The organism is Pseudundibacterium arcticum (assembly GCF_042646465.1).
In the GTDB taxonomy this organism is placed as follows: domain Bacteria; phylum Pseudomonadota; class Gammaproteobacteria; order Burkholderiales; family Burkholderiaceae_D; genus Undibacterium_A; species Undibacterium_A arcticum.
This window is the reverse complement of record NZ_JBHRTP010000032.1, coordinates 106546-129579: the sequence shown is the minus strand read 5'-3', so window position 1 is coordinate 129579 and position 23034 is coordinate 106546. Positions and strand designations below refer to the sequence as shown.

General features: G+C 60.3%; 19 protein-coding genes. 3 read left to right on the top strand and 16 right to left on the bottom strand.

Annotated elements, in window-relative coordinates:
• Positions 1-38: 38 nt before the first annotated feature.
• The 16 genes from ACFOFO_RS11450 to ACFOFO_RS11375 form a co-directional block, all read right to left on the bottom strand.
• Positions 39-1199, bottom strand: a complete 1161-nt coding sequence (locus ACFOFO_RS11450; RefSeq protein ID WP_390322222.1) for a phospholipase D-like domain-containing protein — start codon at positions 1197-1199, stop codon at positions 39-41.
• 67 nt (positions 1200-1266) lie between these two features.
• On the bottom strand, positions 1267-2064 hold the full coding sequence (locus ACFOFO_RS11445) for an endonuclease/exonuclease/phosphatase family protein (protein ID WP_390322221.1): 798 nt from the start codon (positions 2062-2064) through the stop codon (positions 1267-1269).
• Between the two features lie 412 nt (positions 2065-2476).
• Positions 2477-4315 carry an SWIM zinc finger family protein gene (locus ACFOFO_RS11440; RefSeq protein WP_390331561.1) on the bottom strand — a complete coding sequence of 613 codons (1839 nt, stop codon included), beginning with the start codon at positions 4313-4315 and terminating at the stop codon, positions 2477-2479.
• Between the two features lie 42 nt (positions 4316-4357).
• Entirely contained in the window at positions 4358-4846 is a 489-nt protein-coding gene (gene nudB, locus ACFOFO_RS11435) for a dihydroneopterin triphosphate diphosphatase (protein ID WP_390322219.1), read from the bottom strand.
• 78 nt (positions 4847-4924) lie between these two features.
• A complete protein-coding gene (aspS, locus tag ACFOFO_RS11430) occupies positions 4925-6730 on the bottom strand; it encodes an aspartate--tRNA ligase (protein ID WP_390322218.1) in 1806 nt (601 codons plus the stop codon).
• Positions 6731-6784: 54 nt separating this feature from the next.
• Entirely contained in the window at positions 6785-7399 is a 615-nt protein-coding gene (locus ACFOFO_RS11425; RefSeq protein ID WP_390322217.1) for a DUF502 domain-containing protein, read from the bottom strand.
• A gap of 53 nt (positions 7400-7452) precedes the next feature.
• On the bottom strand, positions 7453-7830 hold the full coding sequence (locus tag ACFOFO_RS11420) for an FmdB family zinc ribbon protein (protein WP_390322216.1): 378 nt from the start codon (positions 7828-7830) through the stop codon (positions 7453-7455).
• A 411-nt stretch (positions 7831-8241) separates the two neighbouring features.
• On the bottom strand, positions 8242-8853 hold the full coding sequence (locus ACFOFO_RS11415) for a methyltransferase domain-containing protein (protein ID WP_390322215.1): 612 nt from the start codon (positions 8851-8853) through the stop codon (positions 8242-8244).
• A gap of 29 nt (positions 8854-8882) precedes the next feature.
• Positions 8883-10451: a ubiquinone biosynthesis regulatory protein kinase UbiB gene (gene ubiB, locus ACFOFO_RS11410; protein WP_390322213.1), complete on the bottom strand. Its 1569-nt coding sequence runs from the start codon at positions 10449-10451 to the stop codon at positions 8883-8885.
• Complete coding sequence (locus ACFOFO_RS11405; protein ID WP_390331560.1) at positions 10451-11035, bottom strand: ubiquinone biosynthesis accessory factor UbiJ; 585 nt, start codon at positions 11033-11035, stop codon at positions 10451-10453. The genes ubiB and ACFOFO_RS11405 overlap by 1 nt, the downstream gene beginning before the upstream one ends.
• Positions 11036-11165: 130 nt before the next feature.
• Positions 11166-12152, bottom strand: a complete 987-nt coding sequence (locus ACFOFO_RS11400; RefSeq protein WP_390322212.1) for a Tim44 domain-containing protein — start codon at positions 12150-12152, stop codon at positions 11166-11168.
• A gap of 8 nt (positions 12153-12160) precedes the next feature.
• A complete protein-coding gene (gene ubiE / locus ACFOFO_RS11395) occupies positions 12161-12895 on the bottom strand; it encodes a bifunctional demethylmenaquinone methyltransferase/2-methoxy-6-polyprenyl-1,4-benzoquinol methylase UbiE (protein ID WP_390322211.1) in 735 nt (244 codons plus the stop codon).
• A gap of 103 nt (positions 12896-12998) precedes the next feature.
• Positions 12999-13442 (bottom strand): gamma-butyrobetaine hydroxylase family protein, encoded by a 444-nt coding sequence (locus tag ACFOFO_RS11390; RefSeq protein WP_390322210.1) that lies wholly within the window; start codon positions 13440-13442, stop codon positions 12999-13001.
• A 37-nt stretch (positions 13443-13479) separates the two neighbouring features.
• Complete coding sequence (locus tag ACFOFO_RS11385) at positions 13480-13911, bottom strand: HIT family protein (protein ID WP_390322209.1); 432 nt, start codon at positions 13909-13911, stop codon at positions 13480-13482.
• A gap of 344 nt (positions 13912-14255) precedes the next feature.
• Entirely contained in the window at positions 14256-18281 is a 4026-nt protein-coding gene (locus tag ACFOFO_RS11380) for a DUF3683 domain-containing protein (RefSeq protein ID WP_390331559.1), read from the bottom strand.
• Between the two features lie 395 nt (positions 18282-18676).
• Positions 18677-19168 (bottom strand): YqaA family protein, encoded by a 492-nt coding sequence (locus tag ACFOFO_RS11375; protein ID WP_390322208.1) that lies wholly within the window; start codon positions 19166-19168, stop codon positions 18677-18679.
• Positions 19169-19410: 242 nt separating this feature from the next.
• On the opposite strand from ACFOFO_RS11375, the gene ilvA reads away from it, so the two are divergent.
• The 3 genes from ilvA to ACFOFO_RS11360 all read left to right on the top strand — a co-directional run bounded on the left by ilvA (position 19411) and on the right by ACFOFO_RS11360 (position 22770).
• Complete coding sequence (gene ilvA / locus ACFOFO_RS11370; protein ID WP_390322207.1) at positions 19411-20949, top strand: threonine ammonia-lyase, biosynthetic; 1539 nt, start codon at positions 19411-19413, stop codon at positions 20947-20949.
• A 69-nt stretch (positions 20950-21018) separates the two neighbouring features.
• Positions 21019-21855 (top strand): NADPH-dependent 7-cyano-7-deazaguanine reductase QueF, encoded by an 837-nt coding sequence (gene queF, locus ACFOFO_RS11365; RefSeq protein ID WP_390331558.1) that lies wholly within the window; start codon positions 21019-21021, stop codon positions 21853-21855.
• 282 nt (positions 21856-22137) lie between these two features.
• Positions 22138-22770: a hypothetical protein gene (locus tag ACFOFO_RS11360; protein WP_390322206.1), complete on the top strand. Its 633-nt coding sequence runs from the start codon at positions 22138-22140 to the stop codon at positions 22768-22770.
• Positions 22771-23034: the final 264 nt, after the last annotated feature.

Below are 23034 nucleotides of genomic sequence, written 5' to 3'. Positions count from 1 at the left end.
CTGGCGCGATCAGGCGATCCGACTTGCGCCATGTTGTACTAGGTATAGCCACCCAGCGTGACCACGCGCATGATGCTCTTGTAAATCAGGTAGCTGATGCCGTACCAGACCCGTTTGAACCACGGGATATTGGCAAAATCCTCCAGCCGTACCGGGATCCCTTCGCTGATGCCGTGCTCGATTTTCTGGCGCAAAATTCTCGAAAACGCCGCGTCCTTGATCACCACGTTGGCTTCCTGATTGACGAACAGGCTCAGGCCATCGTAGTTGCTGGAGCCGACCGTGGCCCAGACGTCGTCCACCACCGCGATCTTCGCGTGCAGCTGGGTCTTGCGATATTCGACCACTTTGACACCGCTTTTCAGCAGTTTCGGATAGAACGAATGCGCCACCGAATCCTGTAGCGGGAACTGGCCGACCCCGATCAGCAAGGTCACGTCGACACCGCGCGCGGCGGCCGATGCCAGCGCATTACGCAACTTGCGACCGGGCGCGAAATAAGGATTGGCCAGCAGCACGCTCTTGCGCGCGTTGCCCAGCGCCTGCAGATACGCGCGCTGGATGGTGCGGCGATTGCGCAGGTTGTCGCGCACCACCAGGCCAGCCAGCGCCGGATCGCGCGACGCGATTTTGGCGGTCGCGCGCAACTCCTTGTACAACTCGATACGCGATACCAGATCGAGCTTGCCCAGTCGCGCCCACTGCGCCTCGACCTCGCGCTGGATCACATCGACCAGCGGCCCGCTCACCATCACCGCGAAATCCCAGCGCGGCGCCGCCAGCGGGGTCGCCGTCGCATCGTCAAGCAGATCATCGTTGATATTCAGACCGCCGACGAAGGCGACGCTGCGATCGACCACGCAGATCTTACGATGCGAGCGCGCCACGCCGCGCCGGAACCATGGATTGAAGGAACGATGCTGGACGCCGCCACCGTGGCAATCGAGCCGCAGCGCGTTGACCCGGCGCCGGCCGGTGCCGTGCCAGTCGGTGATCAGCCGCACCGTGACGCCGCGCTCCGCGGCGCGCTTTAACGCCGACTTGATCGCGCCGCCGATGTCGTCGGTGGCAAAGATATAGGTTTCAAGATAAATCTCGGAAGTCGCGGCATCGATCGCGGCCAGCAGCGCCGGGAAGAATTCGGCGCCGCCATGCAGCAGGGTCAGGTTGTTTTTGGCGATATAGTTGACCGAACGCATAGAACGACATTCACCTCGATTGAATAGGAACGGGTAGCGGATGGTGCGGGCCGACGAGCTGGCCCGGTCAGCGCAACTTCAGGGTCGCGACGATCGGCGCGTGATCCGACAGTTTGGCCCACAGTGCGCCGTGCAGCACCTGCGCCGATTCTACCGCGAAGCCGCGCACATAAATGCGATCCAGCCGCAAACACGGCAACGCCGCCGGGAAGGTGCGCGCCGGCTTGATCTTGGCCGGTCCGCGCCCGCTCAGCCGGCGCAGGTAGCCAGAGAGGCTGCGCGGCGCCAGCGTGTCGTCGAACACTTCAGTCACGCCCAGCTGCAAGCGTAGCGATTCGCCCAGGTGGTTGCCCCAGTCGTTGAAATCGCCGGCGATGATCAAGGGCGCATCCGCCGGTGCCGAACCGCCGACCGCGTCGATCAACGCTTCGGTCTGACGTTTACGGCTGCCGGCAAACAAGCCGAGATGTATGACATAACAATGCACCTCGACTTGCGCCACCTGCACCACGCAATGCAGGATACCGCGCGCCTCATAGGCATGGTCAGACACGTCCTGATTGCGGGCGGTCGCGATCGGAAAGCAGCTGAGCAGCGCATTGCCGTGGTGCCCATGGTCGTACACCGCGTTCATCCCGTACGCCGAATGATGCGAATCGCCGGCCAGGAATTCGTGCTGCGCCTGCTCCGGCCAATGCGTCGTGTGACGCGCGGCCAGCAGGTCGTGGCGGCCCTGCACCTCCTGCAAGAACAATACGTCGGCATGCATCGACGTCATGGCCTGCTTCAGCGCATGGATGCGCGGACGGCTGCCGAATGAGGACATGCCCTTGTGGATGTTGTAGGTAGCGATACGCAGTTTCATAGACTCGATTGTAGTGAAAGCTGCGTCACGCCGCTGCGGCTATCGGTATCGGCGCCGCGATAGGCGGAGCCGTTCGCGGGTCTGGTCGCACCCCGGTTCGAGCGCTGTGACGGCAAAACCGCCAGCACTGCGCGGGGCGCGTTGTGTAGATCTGACGAAGTCGTCACCTGGAGTATATGGAAAAAATTGCTGAAACCTCCTTGTTTTAACGCGATCTTGAAATATACACGGCCCAGTATATTCTTTCTTAGCAATCAACATATCGTGGTTCGGCAGGCGGCGCCGCGCAAAAATGACCGGTTTGGGTCTGTCAACGGGCTCTACTATCTGCACATTGCGCATAATCGGTGGATTTAATCAGCATTGCCTTTCGTAACAATGTCAGAATATTAATTCTCTTAACTGAACGGCATCACAGTTCCGCCAAGCCTTTAATGAAATTTCTTTTGGCCTTGTACTGCATGCGTAGCTGGCTCAACCATTGTGCGCTATCCGGCATGCGCGGCAAGATTTCACGTATCAAATCGAGTGCTTGCGTGTAGGGGGTGGAAGCACCGGGCATGGCGTGCTCAAATAGGCGTAGCAACAAGACCACCGCGCGCTGATTCTCGCTACTTGGTAATCGGCTCGCAATGGCATGCAATAATTCCGGTGCGCAGCGGTTCGGGATTTGCACCAGCGCCAAGGCTTCCTCAACGCGATTTTCTGCCAACAGCCAGCCTACTCTGGCGCTCACGACCAGGCCGGCGTTGCCACCACGTTTGTTGTCGCTATTGGGAAGCGCCAGCCTCTGTTGATAAGCTGGTTTTTTTAAGGCTTGCTGCTCCTCCTGGATTTGCCAGAAAAACAATCCTTCACGCACCAGCGCCACATCCAATCCTGCTGTTTTGGCATTCTTCAAGACAGCTTGATAGTTCGCTACCGTGGGAGATTTTTCCAACTGCTTGCGGCGTATCGCGTAGGCTTCATTATCCCAGCCGTCGCGGTCATAGCAGCGTAGCAGAGCATCCACTACAGCAAAATGATCTGGGTAGCGGGTGTAGGCTTGCTGAGCAAATTGCAAGGCTTCGCGCATCTTGTTTTGATCCTCGCAGTACTTGATCAATTCCAGATGTTCATGGTTCTCACGCGCACTATCCTGCATCAATGCAATGACTGCCAAGACGTCTCCTTGGCGCTGTAGATCTTGCATGTAACGCCGCCGCAATGTGCTGCGCACGTAGTCATAGGAAAAATAAGCAGCTTCTCGGCTGGCAGTGGCCTTGCCAGTTTCTTGCTTGGGCTGGCTTACCTGCCATTTTTGCCAGTCCTGTGCCACCTTTTCACTATAGGCATGCACCAGCGCAGGGCCTGCCGCTTCCAGTACCGCCGCTTCATTCCACAGCCCCCATGGATCGGCGTCCATCAGTGCAAACCAATTTTCTATCCAGGCGGCCGTGGGTGGTACAGCCTCGAGCGAGCGCAACAACAAGTCCATGACAGCACCCAGCACCCCGCCGATTTCCCCATTTGAATCGTCTGCGTGCTCCGCTACCCTGTACAGGCAACGCAAGGCATGTTCGCACCCAGTACGCGCTAACAGCGGTTCATTCTGTAGCGTTTTCTCCAGCAGCGGCAGTATTTGTTCGGCGCGCCGTGCATAGGCCGTGCAAGCATACCAATCCAGAAAACCTTGCGACTTCAAAATATTGGAAAGCGCTGTTTTGAGTGATTTACCATCTTGCCGGACATCGCTTAAAGCAAACCATGCTTTAAGGTCAGCCATGATGTAGCGATCATGTTCGGCAATCTGCCATAGACGTTCTGCCAAAGTCTGTGCGGTTTGCTCTTGTAGAAATTTGAGCAAGGCGTCGCGCTTGCTGGCTTGGGTTTGTGCACGTTTGCTCGCCGCAGCAACTTTTTTTTGCGCCTCGGGATCAATGGTTAGCTCCGCCCCCTCCAATAACTGGCGTAGCTGCATGGCCACCGCCACCTGATGCTTGCAAAAATTGCCGTCTTCGGCATGTGGGCAATCGCAGTCACCTTCTAACTGTTCATCCGCAGCGACACTCAATTCAACGGTATAGGCCCGCGTGCCGCGTACCTGCGCTTTAAGCGTGATGCTGGCATCAGGATAGGACAACTCTGCCGCGCTAATTGCACCGCTGCAGGCGTACGTCTGGCCGCGCCTGAATACAGCGTTACCGGCCAGTGCAAGCAAGGTGCTGTCAGATAAGACTGTGCGCCAGTCGGTTTGAGGATGAATGCTCATAATCAGGAATTGAAACGGATTTCTTTTATTAATGAAACATAATTACGACTGGTAACCCAGCCCGGTCTGGCGCGGCAGTTGCAGAATCGCCTCCGCGTTCGATGCCGAAAAGCATTTATCGGCGGCTGCGCGATGCGGCAACCACATGTAATGCAGATGCTCGAGCGGCGCCAGCGTGATCGCAATGTCGCGCGGCACCAGCAGGCCGAATACATGCTCGGTATTGTGGATCACGCCGGGCGCGTAGCGGTGGCGCCAGACCGGGTAGATTTCATAGACGTTCGACAGGCGCCAGTCGCGCAGCTGGTCCGCTGCGACCGCGTGCTGCGTATCGGCGCCGACCACAATGCCGGTCTCTTCAAACACCTCGCGCACCGCCGTCTCGCGCAGCGGCTCGTCCGGGCGGTCCTTCGAGCCGGTCACCGACTGCCAATAGCCAGGCTTGTCGGCGCGCTCGATCAGCAACACGTCGAGGTCAAAAGTGTGGATGACGACGAGGACGGATTCGGGGATTTTGTAAGGCTTGATCATGGCTGCTGTGTGACTGCGGCAAGAATAAAAAAAAGGCGCGGAAATCCGCGCCTTTGATTATGCCGCAAAGCGAGGGGCTCAGGCCTTCACGGCCGGTTCCACTGCGCGCAGACGGATGTGCAACTCGCGCAATTGCTTCTCATCCACTACCGACGGCGCCTGGGTCAGCAGGCATTGTGCGCGCTGGGTTTTCGGGAACGCGATCACGTCGCGGATCGACTCGGCGCCGGTCATCATGGTGACGATCCGGTCGAGACCGAATGCCAGACCACCGTGCGGCGGCGCGCCGTATTGCAGCGCGTCGAGCAGGAAGCCGAACTTGAGCTGCGCTTCCTCGGCCTCGATCTTGAGCGCACGGAACACCTTGCTCTGCACCTCGGCGCGGTGGATACGCACCGAGCCGCCGCCCAGTTCCCAGCCGTTCAGCACCATGTCGTAGGCCTTGGAAATGCAGCGGCCCGGATCGGTTTCCATGTAGTCTTCGTGGCCGTCCTTCGGCGCGGTGAACGGATGATGGGTCGCCGTCCAACGATCATTGTCGTCGTCATATTCAAACATCGGGAAGTCGATCACCCACAGCGGGCGCCAGGCGTCGTCGAACAGGCCGACTTTCCGGCCGAAGTCGGAATGACCGATCTTCACGCGCAGCGCGCCGATCGCGTCGTTGACAACCTTGGCCTTGTCGGCGCCGAAGAAGATCAGGTCGCCGTCCTGGGCGCCGGTCAGCGCAATGATCTGGGCCAGCGCCGCGTCGTGCAGGTTTTTCACGATCGGCGATTGCAGGCCTTCACGGCCCTTGTTGTTTTCGTTGACCTTGATGTAGGCCAGGCCCTTGGCGCCGTAGATCGCGACGAACTGGGTGTAGGCGTCGATCTCGGAGCGCGGCATCGCGCCACCGCCAGGGATGCGCAGGCCGACCACGCGGCCGCCGACCATGTTGGCGGCGCCACTGAACACCTTGAAGTCGACATCCTTCATCACTGCGGTCAGGTCGGTGAATTCGAGCTTGACGCGCATGTCGGGCTTGTCGGAACCGTACATGCCCATTGCCTGCACGTAGTCCATCACCGGGAACGGGTTCGGCAGGTCGATGTCGAGCGTGTTCTTGAACACCAGGCGGATCATGTTTTCGAATATGTCGCGGATTTCCTGTTCGTTCATGAACGAGGTTTCGCAGTCGATCTGGGTGAATTCCGGCTGGCGGTCGGCGCGCAGATCTTCATCGCGGAAGCATTTGGTGATCTGGTAATAACGGTCGAAGTTGGCGACCATCAGCAGCTGCTTGAACAGCTGCGGCGACTGCGGCAGCGCGAAGAAGTGGCCGGCGTTGACGCGCGACGGCACCAGATAGTCGCGCGCACCTTCCGGGGTCGACTTGGTCAGCATCGGTGTCTCGATGTCGATAAAGCCGTTGGCGTCGAGAAACTTGCGCACTTCCATCGTCACCTTGTAGCGCAGGCGCAGATTGTTCTGCATCTGCGGGCGGCGCAGGTCGAGCACGCGATGCGTCAGGCGCGTCGTCTCGGACAAGTTGTCGTCGTCCATCTGGAACGGTGGCGTGACCGACGGATTCAGCACTTCGAGCTGGCTGCAGACGACTTCGACCTTGCCGGACTTCAGGTTGGTATTGACGGTGCCTTCCAGACGGTTGCTGACGACACCGGTAACGCGCAGGCAGAACTCGTTGCGCACATGCTCGGCAGTCTTGAATACCTCGGCCTGCTCCGGGTTGCAGACAACCTGCACCAGGCCTTCGCGGTCGCGCAGGTCGATGAAAATGACACCGCCGTGATCGCGCCGGCGATGCACCCAGCCGCACAGGCTGACGGTTTGACCAAGTAGCGCCTCAGTGGTGAGGCCGCAGTAGTGGGTACGCATGGACATAGATTTACCAGTCTGGATTCAAAAAGTGATTCGGTTGTAATCTTGATTTTAATTTTAGTTTTTAACAGGTGCGGCGACCGCCTGACCCGGCGCCACCACACCCATCGATACAATATATTTCAGCGCTTCATCGACATTCATGTCGAGTTCGATCACGTCTTCACGCGGCATCATCAGGAAGAATCCGGAGGTCGGATTCGGCGTAGTTGGCACGTACACGCTGACGAAATCGCCCTGCAGGTGATTCTTGACATCGCCACCCGGGGTGCCGGTCAGGAACGCGATGGTCCATGATCCCTGACGCGGATATTGCACCAGCAGCGCCTTGCGGAAGGCATTGCCGGACGAAGAAAACAGTGTGTCGGACACCTGCTTGACACTGGAATAGATCGAGTTCACCACCGGGATGCGCCTGAGCAGCGCTTCCCATATTCCGACCACATAGTTGCCAATGAAATTCTGGGCCAGCAGCCCGGTGAAGAAGATGATCAAGAGCGTCAGGATCGTGCCCAGCCCAGGAATGTGGAAACCGATCAGGTGTTCCGGACGCCAACGCTCGGGCAACAGCAGCAGCGACTGATCCATGGTGCCGATGATCAGGTTCAGGACCCACAGCGTGATCGCGAGCGGGACCAGAATCAGCAATCCGGTGATGAAATATTTACGCATGGCGTCCAGGGTGATTGTGATTCAATGTCGGCGTTAAAGCGGCCTGGACGCGATCAGGCAGCAGCAGTAGTACCGCTGGGACCGCTGGGACCGCTGGGACCGCTGGTACCGCTGGTACCGCTGGTACCGCTGCTGGCCGGCTTGTCTGATGTGGCCGGCGCCGCTGACGCAGTGGCAGGGGCCGGTGTGCTGGCAGCGGCACCCGATTCTGCCGCCGGACTGGCAGCAGGCGCCGAAGTACCGCCCGAACCGCCGCGGAAATCCGTGACATACCAGCCGGAACCCTTCAACTGAAAGCCCGCTGCGGTGACTTGTTTTTTGAACGCCGGTTTGCCGCACGACAGACAGTCGGTCAACGGCGCATCGGACATCTTCTGCAACACATCCTTGGCAAAACCACACGCATCACAGCGGTAAGCGTAAATTGGCATCGAAAAACTCCGCGAAAATCATTCAAAACCCTGAATTATAAAGGTTTTTTCGAGCTTCTACGGGATTGGAGGCCGGCCGGGGCAGGGCAATCGCACGAAGATCGTTGCAGGCTAAGGCTTCTCGCCCCTTCCCCCTTGCAGGGGGAAGGTTGGGATGGGGGTAGGACGGTCGATCGGCAACATGCATCATTCATCGACCGCACCCCCCACTTGCAGTGCGCATATCCGCTTGCAGGCGGATACCGCTATGCAGGCAGGAGGCATGCCTCCTGAATTCCCTGCTTCGCCCCTAACCCTCCCCCCTGCAAGCATGTCCTGAGCTTGTCGAAGGAGAGGAGGGAACTCAACCCGGCAGCGCCAATGTTCATGCGGTTCTTCATGCAATCGCCCTGCCGGCCGGGGACGCTTGGGTCAGGGTTTGCGGCGCCAGATCTGCCAGCGCTCCTTGCCGGCAAACACCGGGATCGAATCGGTCACCGCGTCATCGGCAACCCGCTCGAAGCTCGGCGCCAGCAAGGCATCGAGCTCCAACTGCGTGAGCGCGAACGGCGGCCCGGTCGGATGCGCTGCATCGACCGCCGGATCGAGAAAGAAGAAACCGATCAACAAGCCGCCCACCGGTAGCAATTCTGCCCAGCGTGCGGCGACCGCCGGCCACATCCGGCGCGGCAACGCACACAGGAAGGCACGCTCGTAGATGCAGTGCAGCGGCGAGCTCGGTGTGAAACTGAAAAAATCCGCCTGCAGCACGCGCTGTGCCCAAGGGCCGAGCACCGCCTGCGCCGCCGCTACGGCAGCCGGTGAAAAATCGATCGCGGTGACATCCCAGCCCTGCTCGCCCAGGAAGGCCACTTCATAACCGCTGCCGCAACCGGGGATCAGGATGCTGACCGGACTGGCTGTCGCCACAAATTGCTTGAGCGCGAGCGGCACACCGCCCTTGTCCCAGGGCGTAAACCGCTGCTGGAATCGTTCACTCCAGAAATCGGGCGTGCTGGAGTCACGTGTATCGAAGTTTTTCATGCTGCTGGGGCGTTCAATCCGTATGCGGCTCAGAACAGGTAATGCCAGCGCACGACGATCTGCGTGATCAGCACGCCGGCCAGCAAGCCGCCGCCGACATACACCGCGAAGCCAAGCAGCAAATTGGTGCGCTTCTGCTCGGCGATCAGATGCTTCAGCAATTCGGCATCGCGCTGCTGCGGCTCGACCGTCACTTTCAACGCCTGATGCAGCAGTCGCGGCAATTGCGGCAGGATATGGGCATAGCCCGGCGCCTCCGTCTTGAGCCGCTCCAGCATGCCGCGCCAGCCGATCTGCTGCGTCATCCAGCGCTCCAGATAGGGCTTGGCGGTCTTCCATAGATCGAGCTCGGGGTCGAGCTGGCGCCCCAATCCCTCGATATTGAGCAGGGTCTTTTGCAGCAGCACCAGTTGCGGCTGCACTTCGACGTTGAAGCGGCGCGAGGTCTGGAACAGCCGCAGCAGAATCTGGCCGAACGAGATGTCTTTCAAGGGCCGGTCGAAAATCGGTTCGCAGCAGGCGCGCACCGCCGATTCCAGCTCATCGACCCGGGTATTCTTCGGCGCCCAGCCCGATTCGATGTGCGCCTCGGCAACCCGTTTGTAGTCGCGCCGGAAAAACGCCAGAAAATTCTGCGACAGGTAATCCTTGTCGAAGTCGGTCAGGGTGCCGACGATGCCGAAGTCGAGCGCGATATAGCGGCCGAACGTGGCCGGGTCGGTCGACACCAGGATGTTGCCGGGATGCATGTCGGCATGAAAAAAGCCGTCGCGAAACACCTGCGTGAAGAAGATTTCCACGCCGTCGCGCGACAATTTTTTCATGTCGATGCCGGCCTCGATCAGGCGCTCGGTTTGCGATACCGGGATGCCGTGCATGCGCTCCATCACGATCACGCTGCTGGAACAATAATCCCAGAACATTTCCGGCACCGCCAGCAGATCGGAATCGGCAAAGTTGCGGCGCAACTGGCTGGCGTTGGCCGCCTCGCGCATCAGGTCCAGTTCGTCATGCAGGTATTTGTCAAACTCGGCGACCACTTCTCTTGGCTTCAGGCGTTTGCCGTCGGCCCACAGCCGTTCCACCCACTGCGCGGCGATGTGCATCAGCTCGACGTCCTCGTCGATCGATTTTTTCATGCCGGGGCGCAGGACCTTGACCGCGACATCGCGACCGTCTTTCAGGACGGCGAAATGGACTTGCGCGATCGAGGCCGACGCCACGGGAATCCGCTCGAAACTGGCAAACAGCTCTGCCGGATGGTCGCCCAGCGATTTCGTAATTTGGGCAATCGCGAGATCGGAATCAAACGGCGGCACGCGATCCTGCAACAGGGCCAGCTCATCGGCGATATCGGCCGGCATCAGGTCGCGACGGGTCGACAGCACCTGTCCGAACTTGACGAAGATCGGGCCGAGATCTTCCAGCGCCTGCCGCAGACGCACGCCGCGCGGCGCCGAAATGTCGCGCCAGAAGATCAGGGTCTCGATCAGCTTCGCGGTGCGCGGCACGTCGAAGCCGGAGATCGCGATTTCGTCCAGTCCGTAACGAATCGCGACCCGCGCAATCTTGAACAGCCTCAGGAATTTGAACAACATCAGACTCTTTCCAGTTTCTCGATGCGCTTTGCCAGCCGCTCCACATCATCACGCGTCTTGCCGACCTCGGCCGCGAAATCCTCGACCGTCTGGGGCCGCAGCAACATCGGGTTTTCTTCCAGAAAATACTCGGCGATATTCTCCGCCAGTTTTTGTTGCGCCATGCGGGCACTGCTGGCCATCTCCTTCGCACCAGACACGATGCGGGTGGCGGCGATATCGCCGACCACTTTGCTCAGATCGTGCTCCGCGTCCCAGCGCATGGACTGACTCAGCTGCGAAATCGTATTCGCGAAATCGGCGTCGCCTTCGATCTTCACATACGAAAACGCATGTTCGCGATCGTGCAGGATCAGCGGCAGGTCCGACAGCTTGACCCGTATCGTCACCTGCGCCGGCTCATCGCCGGTAGCGGTTTCCAGCATGCCGTCGGCCCCGACCTTCAGCCTGACGGCGAACAGGCCGGCGTCCACGCAAGCGAGTTTGCCGGCGTGCTGTACGAGTTTCACGCGCGCCCAGTCTTCCTGGGCCAGCAAATGATTGATGGCGGCATGGAGCCCGGCGAACAGTATGGATGGCAGCATTGACAGGGATAGGGACAGGGATCAGGACCAAAGAAAAACCGCCCGTGACTGCACGAGCGGCTTCGAGTTTACCAGCTTGCGCGCTGGGTCTGGCGCGTGTCTGTGAGTGCCGGCGAGTTCGGCCGACCGGTCAGGACAGTTGCTGGATACCCGCCAGCAGCCAGCCGCCCTGCCCGGACATCGGCTTCGTCAGGTTCCAGACTTCGGCAAACGGTTCGGCCGCTGCCTCTGCCGATTCCTTGATCATCCCGCTAAATTTGACGCTGGCCAGGTGGTCGCTGCCCACAGTTTCCAGCCCGAGCAGGTCGGCATTGAGCGACACCACGTCGGTATTGTTGGGGGTCGCGCCGCGCTCCTGCACCTGCAGCTTCAGTTCGGCATACATCTCGGGCGTCGTGAATTCGCGGATGTCATTGTTATCGGCCTTGTCCCAGGCCGCCTGAAGCCGGATGAAATATGTTTTGGCGGTGCGCAGGAAACCTGCGGTGTCGAAATCTGCCGGCACGCCCCACGGCGCGGCGGCGGTGGTCACGGCTGTCGCGGCGGCGGCAGCGGATGGGGTCGCCAGAGATGGGGTCGCCTGCGACGGGATCGCCTGCAACGCGCTCGGCTGCACTGGCGGCTCGATGCGTGAGCCGATTTCCGGCGTACTGAACGGTGCATATCCTTCACCGCCGAAAGCCGGTGCCATCGGGCTGGCAGCACTAGCCTTGTTGCGGAACATGCGCACCACGAACATTGCGGCAACACCCAGCAAGGCGATCATCAACAACGATCCGAGCATGCCGCCCATCGCGCCGCCCATGCCGAAATGCGACAGCAGCGCGCCGGCGCCGAGACCGAGCAAGGCGCCGCCCAGCATTCCCTTCCAGGCGCTGGCCGGTTTCGGCGCGACCGGCGCCGTTGCAGCTGCCGTTGCAGGTGCGGCCGAAGGTGCGGCGGCAGGTGCCGCGGTCTTCGAAGTCTGGGTCGGGGCTGGCGCCGTAGCCTGACGGCTGACGGTTTGCGACTGGCGCCCGATGGAGCTGCCGCCACCGAGGCGACGGGCAGCTGCATCACCGACCATCAGCGACAGCGAGGTCGCGGCAATCATCACGGCAATAAATAATTTTTTCATCAACATTCCTAAAGTTTGATACCGGTGTGCAACGCTGCGACACCGGCAGTCAGATTGAAGTACTCGACGCGCTCGAAACCGACATCCTGCATCATTTTCTTCAGCGTTTCCTGATCCGGATGCATGCGGATCGATTCGGCCAGGTAGCGATAGCTGTCGGCATCATTCGCTATCTGTTGCCCCATCCACGGCAGCACCGAGAACGAATACACGTCATACGGCTTTCTCAACGGTTCCCATACTTTGGAAAATTCCAGCACCAGCAGTTTTCCGCCGGGTTTCAGCACACGCAGCATCTCGGCTAGCGCCCCATCCTTGTGTGTCATGTTGCGCAGACCGAAGGCGACGCTGACCCGGTCGAAATAATTATTCGGAAACGGCAGGTGTTCGGCGTCGCATAAGGAAATGGGGGTCGTCAGGCCCTTGTTCAATAGCCGGTCGCGGCCGACGCGCAGCATCGATTCATTGATATCGGTCAGCCAGACCTGCCCGCTGGGCCCGGCCTGCCTGGCAAATACCTTGGCCAGATCGCCGGTACCGCCGGCGATATCGAGCACCTTGAATCCGGGGCGCACCGCCGCTTGCGCGATCGCGAAAATCTTCCACAACCGGTGCAGGCCGACCGACATCACATCGTTCATCACATCGTATTTGGCGGCGACGGAATGGAAGACTTCGGCGACCTTGTGCACCTTGTCGTCTTCAGCGACGGTTTTATAACCGAAATGGGTAGTGTTGGACATGCTGGCAGCCTCGCGTGGATCAGATCCCATTATACAAGTTACAAGTGCCCATCATGTCGATCCAGGAACCGGCGCGGGCCTGTCGTGGCGCGGAGCGCGCGCCTTAGTGCTGATGACCGCAGGCATGGCCGCCACCCGCCGCTGCCGTAACCATCGGCGCGTCGCGTCCACTTTCTCCACTGAAACCTGCTGCCTGCAGGCGCTGCAGATAGTCCTGCCACAGTTGGGTCTGATTGGCGCCCAGCCAGTACAGATAATCCCATGAGTAGATGCCGGTATTATGGCCGTCGGAAAATTGCGGTTGCACCGCGTAGTTGCCGACTGGTTCCAGCGCCGCCAATTCGACCTCACGCATGCCGGTCTGCAACGTTTCCTGGCCGGGCCCGTGGCCGCGCACTTCGGCCGATGGCGAATATACGCGCAGCAACTCGAACGGCAACGAGAAGGCAGCGCCGTCATCGAAACCGATTTCCAGCACGCGCGACTGCTTGCGCACCGTCAGTTCGGTGGGGCTCGGCCCCGGCGGTGTCTGTTTCGATCCGGCCATGTTGATTGTTCCTGAAAGTTGCTCGGTGATTGTCGGTTCAGGCCGCAAAACGTTGCGCGATGTTCTTGCGCAATGCCGGCAGCAGCGCCTGGCGCGACGCCAGCATGGCCGGCGTTGCCAGCCGTTTCGGTTCGGCCCAAATCGGCAGCGGGAAATGCGCGTCGTCGCTGAAGCGCGGAATGACGTGCCAATGCAGATGTGGCACCTTGTTGCCGAGCGTCGCCAGATTGATCTTGGCCGGTTGCATCACCTCACGCACCGCCTGTTCCACCTGCCATACGGCGTCCATCAGGCTGTTGCGCTGGGCTGGCGTCAGGTCGGTCATTTCCTTGACGTGATCGTTCCAGATCACGCGGCAGAAGCCGGGATAATGCACATCGTCGACCATCACGACATGCCATTCCTTGCCCTGATAGATGATCTCGGCGCCGAGTTCGGTACACAATTCGCAGGTAATCTGATTGGTCATCGTTGTGCGTCTGAAGTCTGGTTATTGATTCAATCGGGAAGGAGCCGATCCCGTTTTCGAGTTGGTAAAGGTCAAGCCGCGACGGTCAATCCCCTCCCCCTTGCAGGGGGAGGGTTAGGGAGGGGGTAGTGCGGTCGATGAACGATGCACGTCGCTGATCGACCAGCCCACCCCCATCCCCCCTTGCAGGGCGCGTATCCGCTTGTAAGCGGATACCGCTCCGCAGGCGGGCAACATGCTGCCCGAATTCCCTGCTACGCCCTTCCCCCTCACAGGGGGAAGGAGCCGATCAAGCTGACCAACCACCATGTGTTGCCAATGGCCGGTGGTTAAACCTGTTTCGCCTACACCAACACCCGCTCAATACCACCGTTATTCGCCTTGGCTACATATTCCGGCAGCCAGTTCGGCCCCAGCAGATGCTTGGCCATCTCGACCACGATGTAATCGGCCTGGGTGCCCGAATCATCATTGTAGCGTGACAAACCCTGCAGGCAGGACGGGCAGCTGGTCAGAATCTTGACGTCGCCGTCGAAGCCGTCGGCGCGCAGCTTGTCTGCGCCCTTGAGCATCTCTTCTTCCTTGCGGAAGCGCACCTGGGTCGAAATGTCGGGCCGCGTGATGGCCAGTGTGCCGGATTCGCCGCAGCAACGCTCGTTCTTTTCGATCTTGACGTTATCGACCGTCGTGATCAACGCGTTGATAGTCTTGCCCGAATCCTGCAGCTTCATCGGATTGTGGCAGGGCTCGTGGTACATGTAGCGGGTGCCGTTGACGCCTTCCAGCTTGACACCTTTTTCAAGCAGATATTCGTGGATGTCGATGATCCGGCAACCGGGGAAAATCTTGTCGAATTCGTAGGTTGCGAGCTGGTCGTAGCAAGTGCCGCAAGACACCACGACGGTCTTGATGTCGAGGTAGTTCAAGGTGTTGGCGACCCGGTGGAACAGCACCCGGTTGTCGGTCATCATCTTCTCGGCCTTGTCGAACTGGCCGGCGCCGCGCTGCGGATAACCGCAGCACAGATAGCCGGGCGGCAGCACGGTTTGCACACCGACTTGCCACAGCATCGCCTGCGTCGCCAGGCCGACCTGCGAAAACAGGCGCTCGGAGCCGCAACCGGGGAAGTAGAACACCGCCTCGGTATCGGCCGTGGTCGAATGCGGATCGCGGATGATCGGCACGATCGAGTCGTCCTCGATATCGAGCAAGGCGCGCGCGGTTTTCTTCGGCAGATTGCCCGGCATCTTCTTGTTGATGAAGTGGATCACCTGCTCCTTGATCGGCGCCTTGCCGACGGTCGAAGGGGGTGCCTTGGTCTGTTTCTTGGCAAACTTTTTCAGCAAGTCGTGGCCCAGGCGCTGCGCCTTGTAGCCCCAGCCGATCATCACCTGACGGGTGGCATTGATGGTGGCCGGATCGGTCGCATTCAGGAAGAACATCGACGCCGCGGTGCCGGGATTGAACGATTTCTTATCGAGCTTGCGCAGCAGGTTGCGCATGTTCATCGAGACGTCGCCGAAGTCGATATCGACCGGGCATGGCGTCACGCACTTGTGGCAGACGGTGCAATGGTCGGCCACATCCTCGAACTCTTCCCAGTGCTTGATCGAGATGCCGCGGCGGGTCTGCTCTTCATACAAAAACGCCTCGACCAGCAACGAGGTCGCGAGGATCTTGTTGCGCGGCGAGTACAGCAGATTGGCGCGCGGCACATGGGTCGCACAGACCGGTTTGCACTTGCCGCAGCGCAGGCAGTCCTTGACGCTGTTGGCGATCGCGCCGATATCGCTTTGCTGCATGATCAGCGATTCGTGCCCCATCAGGCCGAACGAAGGCGTGTAGGCATTGCGCAGGTCGGCGCCGGCCAGCAGCTTGCCCTTGTTGAAGCGCCCTTCCGGGTCGATCCGCATCTTGTAGTCGCGGAACGGGTCCATCTCGTCCGACGTCAGGTATTCGATCTTGGTGATGCCGATGCCGTGCTCGCCCGAAATGACGCCGTTCAGCGAGCGCGCCAGCGCCATGATGCGCGCCACCGCGGCGTGCGCAACCTGCAGCATCTCGTAATGATCGGAGTTGACCGGGATATTGGTGTGCACGTTGCCGTCGCCGGCGTGCATGTGCAGCGCGACGAACACGCGCCCGCGCAGCACGCGCTTATGGATCGCGCTGCATTCGTCGAGAATCAGCTTGAAGGCGCCGCCGTTGAAGATCTGGCGCAGCTGGGCGCGGATTTCCTGTTTCCACGACACCCGCACGGTGCGGTCCTGCACCACGTCGAACAGGCTCGCCTGCGGCTGCTTGCCCAAGCGATCGTCGAACACGGGCAACAGCTTGTCCAGGCCCAGGCGCGCCAGTTCGGCCTTGGCAGCGACCAAGGGCTGGTCGAGTTCGGCCAGCAGGTACGCCCAGCGCGCCTTGACCTCGTCGAGCAGTTGCAGCGCCTGCGCCACGCGATCTTCCAGCATCGCGGCGGCCGGAATGTCTTCGCCTTCGGCGTCCTCGCTCTTGCCGAGCGGCAGATTGCCGGCCGCGAAAAACGCGCGCAGTTCATCGACCAGTTGCAGCTTGTTGCGCACCGACAGCTCGATATTGATGCGTTCGATGCCGTCGGTATATTCACCCATGCGGTCGAGCGGGATCACCACGTCCTCGTTGATCTTGAAGGCATTGGTGTGCTTCGAGATGGCGGCGGTGCGGGCGCGGTCGAGCCAGAATTTCTTGCGTGCGTCCGGCGATACCGCGACGAAGCCTTCGCCGACGCGGGTGTTGGCGATGCGCACCACTTCCGAGGCCGCTTGCGCCACCGCGTTTTCATCGTCGCCGACGATGTCGCCGAACAGCGCCATCTTGGGCAGCACGCCGCGTTTCGATTTGGTCGCATAACCGACCGCGCGCAGGTAACGCTCGTCCAGGTGTTCCAGTCCGGCCAGCTTGATCGTCGCGTATTCAGCGCCACCGCTCTGCGGCAGACCGTCCAGGTAATCCTTGATTTCGACGATCGACGGGATCGCATCGCGCGCCTGGCCGAAAAATTCGAGGCAGACGGTGCGCGTGAATTTGGGCATCTTGTGCAGAATCCAGCGCGCCGACGTGATCAGGCCGTCGCAGCCTTCCTTCTGGATGCCCGGCAAACCGGCCAGGAATTTATCGGTGACGTCCTTGCCCAGGCCTTCCTTGCGGAACACCTTGCCTGCGATTTCCAGAATCTCGGTCTTGAACGGTGCGTCGCTCTTGCCCCTACCGTTGCCCTTGTCGGCCGGATGGGTCCATTCGAGCTTGAACTTGGCGAGCGGCGCGTCGTGGATCTTGCCGAGGTTGTGGTCGATCCGGGTCACATCCAGCCAGTCGCCATTCGGGTCGACCATCCGCCACGACGCCAGGTTGTCGAGCGCGGTGCCCCACAGCACGGCCTTCTTGCCGCCGGCGTTCATCGCGACGTTACCGCCGATGCAGGACGCCTCGGCCGAGGTCGGGTCGACCGCGAACACGAAACCGGCTTTTTCCGCCGCATCCGAGACGCGCTTGGTGACGACGCCGGCGCCCGAGTAGATGGTCGCGTATTCACGATCCACGCCCGGCAGCATGGTCATTTCGACTTCACCGAGCGCTTCCAGTTTTTCGGTATTGATGACCGCCGATAAGGGCGTCAGCGGAATCGCGCCGCCGGTGTAGCCGGTGCCGCCGCCACGTGGGATGATGGTCAGGCCGAGCTCGATACAGGCCTTGACCAGGCCGGCCATCTCGTCTTCGGTATCCGGTGTCAGCACCACGAACGGATATTCGACGCGCCAGTCGGTGGCGTCGGTCACATGCGACACGCGCGACAGGCCATCGAACTTGATATTGTCTTTTTCGGTATAGCGACCGAGTACCTTGGTCGCGCGTTTGCGCAGGTCGTAGGTCTGGCGGAACTCTTCGGCAAAATCGGCTACCGCCTTGCGCGCCGCCTGCAGCAGGCTGGCGACGCTGGCGCTGCGGGTGCGGGCGTCTGTGTCGAGTGCATCCAGGTCACCGCTGTCGCGCCGCTTGTCGACCTCGCCCAAGCGGTGATTGAGCGCATCGATCAGGGCCTGGCGCCGCTTCGGGTTGTCCAGCATGTCGTCCTGCAGGTACGGATTGCGCTGCACCACCCAGATGTCGCCCAGCACCTCGTACAGCATGCGTGCCGAACGGCCGGTCTGGCGCGCGCTGCGCAAGGTGTCGAGCAGGCGCCACGCCTCCTCGCCGAGCAGCCGGATCACGATTTCACGATCGGAAAACGAAGTGTAGTTGTACGGAATTTCGCGCAAGCGTGCCGGTACTGCGCTGTGCGGGGCGTCTGACGGAGTGTCGGGATTTAAGGCTAGGATTTTTGCTGGCGCGTTCATTGGCTGAGTGTGGACTGACTGGACTGACGTGGACCCTAATAGACCATTCTAGCGTATTGCGTCGCAGCATGCGGCGCTCGAAGAGTGGGTGACATGCGGGCGACGCGCGGCTGGCCAGGGCAACAAGGCGTCACCGCGATCGCCAAGTTTGTCGATATGACAATAAATTGTTGGCGTATCACAATTTGCCATGCTTTATTTGCGATCACCGAGGCTGCCTGGGCCAGTATCTTCAGAATCTGGCAACGCAGATTTTAGCGCGCCACGACCGCCTCGGCAGCGCCCGAAAAAAATCAATCACGAGGAGTATGTTCAAAAATATGGCGGATACCGCCCGTAAATCGCCGGCATCAAAAAATACAGGGCCAGTATGCTTTTGACAAGAGACGCGATTTTCAGCCCAACCAATGCGCGATGCGCTGCCAGAACCCATCCGGTACACGTAGCAAGAGCCAGGTGACCGTCACATAGCGCGCGAATTTCCCGATCGCCATATAGGCCACACTGGACCAGAACGGCAGCCGCAACCAGCCGCTCAGCGTACAAATCGGGTCACCGATGGCCGGCAGCCACGCCAGCAGCATCCTCTTCGCGCCGTACTGTTCGATCCAGCGAAACCAGCGACTGGCGCGCTCCCGGCTGAAGGGCTTGCTGGCGCCGTAGCCGATCCAGTAATTGAGCGCGCCGCCCAATGTATTGCCGGCGGTCGCCACCGCAATCGCGGACCAGAACAGCGCATCGTTGGCCTTGATTACTGCAAACACGGTTGGCTCCGAACCCATCGGCACCAGCGTCGCCGCGACGAAACTGACCAGGAACACGGCAGACAGGCCGACTTGCGGCAACGCCAATAACGCCAACAGCCACAGGATTGCGGATTCGATCATTCTGGCGGATGGGCTGGTGGAAAAACGTCCATTATAATGTTGAGCAATTCGTGCTCTACAATCCACATTCCGGCGCCAGCATGCCGGGACGCCGCGCAGATCCGCGCGCCAATCGCACCGCACAGAAGCACCATAGACGCACCACAGACGCACCATAGCGGCCACAAGCCGTGCGTTTGCAGCCCCGGCTCGCCGTCCTGACGGCCGCGAGCCACGACCGATCAATCCTGACGCGCCCACCCATGACCATCGACTACCTGAAAAAAATCCTGACCGCACGCGTTTATGACGTTGCCTTTGAAACGCCGCTGGAGCTGGCACCGACCCTGTCAGAACGCATCGGCAACCAGATTTATTTCAAGCGCGAAGACATGCAAAGCGTGTTCAGCTTCAAGCTGCGCGGCGCCTACAACAAGATGGCGCACCTGACGCCGGCCCAATTGAAGCGCGGCGTGATCTGCGCCTCGGCCGGCAACCACGCGCAGGGCGTCGCGCTGTCGGCGGCCAAGCTCGGCTGCAAGGCCATGATCGTGATGCCGACCACCACACCGCCGGTCAAGATCGACGCGGTCAGGGCGCGCGGCGGTGAGGTCGTGTTGTTCGGCGATTCGTTTACCGATGCCTACGAGCACGCGCTGACGCTGGAAAAGAAGCACAAGCTGACCTTCGTCCACCCGTTCGATGATCCCGACGTGATCGCCGGGCAAGGCACAATCGGCATGGAAATCCTGCGCCAGCACGCCGGCCCGATCCATGCGATTTTCGTCGCGATCGGTGGCGGCGGCCTGATCGCCGGCGTCGCGGCCTACGTCAAGGCGGTGCGCCCGGAGATCAAGATCATCGGCGTGCAGAGCACCGATTCCGACGCCATGGCGCGCAGCCTGAACGCCGGGCGCCGGGTGGCACTGGCCGATGTCGGCCTGTTCTGCGACGGTACCGCGGTCAAGCTGGTCGGCGAAGAAACCTTCCGCCTCGCCAAACTGTATGTCGACGAAGTGATCCTGGTCGACACCGACGCGGTGTGCGCCGCCATCAAGGACGTGTTCCAGGACACGCGCAGCATTCTGGAACCGGCCGGCGCACTGGCCGTGGCCGGCGCCAAGGCCTATGTGGAACGGGAAAACAGCGGCGCCAAGGCCGGCAAGAAGCCGCTCAAGAATGAAGCGCTGGTGACGATCGCCTGCGGCGCCAACATGAACTTCGACCGCCTGCGCTTCGTGGCCGAACGGGCCGAAGTCGGCGAGGCGCGCGAAGCGGTGTTCGCAGTCACGATCCCGGAAGAGCGCGGCAGCTTCAAGCGTTTCTGCGAACTGGTCGGCCCGCGCAACGTCACCGAGTTCAACTACCGCATCAGCGATGAAAAGGAAGCGCACGTGTTCGTCGGCATCCAGATCGCCGACCGCGATGAATCCGGCAAGATCGCGAAGAATTTCGAGAAGCACGGTTTCAGGACGCTCGACCTGACCGACGATGAGCTGGGCAAGTTGCACATCCGCCACCTGGTCGGCGGCAAGAGCGCGCTGGCGCAGAATGAATTGATCTACCGTTTCGAATTCCCCGAGCGGCCGGGCGCGCTGACGCGCTTCCTGTCGAGCATGGCGCCGAACTGGAATATCAGCCTGTTCCACTACCGCAACCACGGCGCCGATTACGGCCGCATCCTGGTCGGGATCCAGGTGCCGAAAAACGAAATGAAGGCGTTCCGCGCGTTTTTGACGACTCTCGGTTATCCGCATTGGGACGAGAGTGCGAATCCGGCGTACAAGCTGTTCCTGGGGTGACGGCTTGCCGCCGGTGCGCGCTGCGCACCGCATGATTATTGATTAAAGTTAGAGATTAAGAGCCTTGCCATGTCCGCAGAAAATTCGCCGTTAGGCAAACCCTCCACCTACGTCAGCCAGTACGCGCCGTCGCTGCTGTTTCCGATCGCGCGCCTGGGCAAGCGCGCCGAGCTCGGCATCGGCGGCGACCTCGGCACGCTGCCATTTTTCGGCATTGACCTGTGGAACGCCTACGAGCTGTCGTGGCTGAACCTGCGCGGCAAGCCGCAGATCGCGATTGCACGCGTGATGGTGCCGGCGGATTCACCGAATATCATCGAGTCGAAATCGTTCAAGCTGTACCTCAATTCGTTCAACCAGACCCGGCTGGCGGATGTCGACGCGTTGCTGGAATTGCTGCGTGCCGACCTGTCCGCCGGTTTCGGCGCACCGGTGCAAATTAGCTTGACCACGCCGGACAATTTCGCGACGCTCGCGATGGGAGAACTGGACGGCTTGCTGCTGGACCGGCTCGATATCGAGGTCGATAGCTACACGCCGGATTCATCGCTGCTGAAAACCGCTCACGACCAAACCCCGGTGGAAGAAACGCTGGTGTCGCATCTGTTGAAATCGAACTGCCTGGTGACCGGTCAGCCAGACTGGGGCAGCGTGCAAATCCGCTACGTCGGACCGCAGATCGATCAGGAAGGCCTGCTTAAATACCTGATCGGCTTTCGCGATCACAACGAGTTCCATGAGCAATGCGTGGAGCGTATTTTTATCGACATCCTGCGCCAGTGCGCGCCGCACAAGCTGGCAGTCTATGCGCGCTACACGCGGCGCGGCGGACTCGATATCAATCCCTGGCGCAGCAATTTCAGCGGCGGACCGCGACCGTCGAATCTGCGCAACGCCCGCCAGTAGAGCGCCCCAACAACCATCGATTTGATGCCTTGCTGCGCCAGCGCAACAAGGGCCCGGTCGCCAGCGACGGCCTATTGCGCCTGATCAATTGACGACAAGACTTATTGCATTATCTTGAATGCATGGAATAGATGCAGGAAAAAAACGCATGGTGGGCCCGCGCTAGTCTGGCACCACAACCATGCCACCGCAGACCAACGCACCAACATACTCAGTCAATGACACAAGGATTCCCGCCAATTCATCATGGGAATTTCAATATACTCGTTCGATAACAGAAGTATGCCAGCGGCACCAGCGACACCGGCGGCTGGCGGCAACGTCCTTATCGCGCATTTATGGCGCGCCACCCGGTGCCTGTCCTTCCTTGTTTTCCCACTGGCAATGCTGCCCGGCCGCGCCAACGCGCAGCAAGCCGAGTCACGCGACTGGTGGCAGAAGATCCGGGACAAGGCCGACCAGATCACGGCGGTCCACCAGAACGATCTGTATCTGTCCGGCTACATTCACCACGGTCGCAACACGTATACCGCCGAACGGATACGCGAGCTGAACGAGCGGCACGCCTGGGGTGCGGGTGTCGGCAAGACGCTGCGCAACGACGGCGGCGATGAAGAATCATTGTTTGCATTCGGCTTCTCCGATTCGCATTTCAAGCCGCAGCTGATGGCCGGTTACGCGCACTTGTGGAGCTGGCCGTTGCTCGGGAGCGGGCTGGAAGTTGCCGGCGGCTATACCGCACTGATGATCAGTCGCGCGGATATGTATAGTGGCGTGCCGTTTCCCGCCGTGCTGCCGGTCGGTGCGATCGGCACCAGCAGCGCGAAGCTGATGGCGACCTATGTGCCGCGCCTGTCGAGGGATGGCAACAACGGCGATGTGCTGTTCTTTTTTGCGCGTTTTAGTTTTGATTGAATGGTCTGGTCGACGCCGTCAGGCGTCTGGCGACGCGACCAGACACGGAAATACAGCGTGCGCGTGGCAGGCGCCTTTTTAACCACGGCTTGCGACTTGAAGCAGAACTCTATTAGATAATTATTTGACAATATTTTCATGGAATATTCCTCTACTTCAATATTACAAGGGAGTATTGGCCATTGTTCGACGCAACCGGGCTAATTCCGAGCGCCTTGAAAGGGCAATGAGATATACACCATGCAGTATTTTTAAATTGTTGAT